General features: G+C 44.1%; 1 protein-coding gene. It reads right to left on the reverse strand.

The window, feature by feature from the left end; translation table 11 throughout:
* Positions 1-862, reverse strand: an 862-nt coding sequence (locus tag M3P07_RS17700; RefSeq protein WP_284042200.1) for a Calx-beta domain-containing protein, incomplete at both ends; no start/stop codon positions are given.

Consider the following 862-nt stretch of genomic DNA (forward strand, 5'->3'; position numbering starts at 1 on the left):
GCAGCTATCAATGGCAGTTAAGATATCGGCAGCTGGAACATTGTCACAAGAAACTGTAGCATCCATTGGCAAGGCCTCCACGAATGTAGGAGCTTGGGTATCAATTATTGTGATAACCTGTACATGCTCACGAATGTTTCCAACACAATCTGTAAAGGTCCATGTGCGCGTAATGGTATAATCCATGGCGCAGCCATCATCCTGTCCTGTAATGGACTCGTTAAAATCCACTGTGGTTGTACAGGTACTGTTTACTGTAATTACTTCTGCAGTTGGAATTGTATCACAAGCTTCCAATGTAATATCAGTTGGATAACCTTCGTTTCCATCATTGTCAATAATATTGATTGTAGCCGTATCGTTAGCCAGGATATTTACCAATGTTGTTGAAATATTGGTCAGGATGACCTGGAAGTCTTCGCTACTTTCAATAATGATATCATCAATAATCGGAATGATAATGTTTTGGTTGTTACTGTTGACACCTCCAAAAGTTAAAACTTGGGTGTTTTGAGGAACTCCAGTATAGTCAAATCCATCTTGGGCCGTACCATTTGTGGTATAAAACTCAACTGTAAATTCGTCCTGTACGTTCACATTAAGACTCACAGGTACTGAAACGGTTCCGGCATCTTCATCAATATCGATGTTGGTGATATCGAATTGAACCCCGTTCCCGGCCCTACCGTCGTTGTCGTTTATGGTACCGGTCGCGTTGGCGCCCACAATGGAGATGAGCCCGGTTGAAAGGTTGGAAAGTGCGATGGACAGTTCCTCGCTGCTCTCGATAAAGTCATCGTCAAGGATGGTGACTGTGATGTTGTGGGCCTCCCCGGCGTTCCCTGCAAAGGCGATGTTCCCT

Source organism: Flagellimonas myxillae, from assembly GCF_023502235.1.
Taxonomy (GTDB): domain Bacteria; phylum Bacteroidota; class Bacteroidia; order Flavobacteriales; family Flavobacteriaceae; genus Flagellimonas; species Flagellimonas myxillae.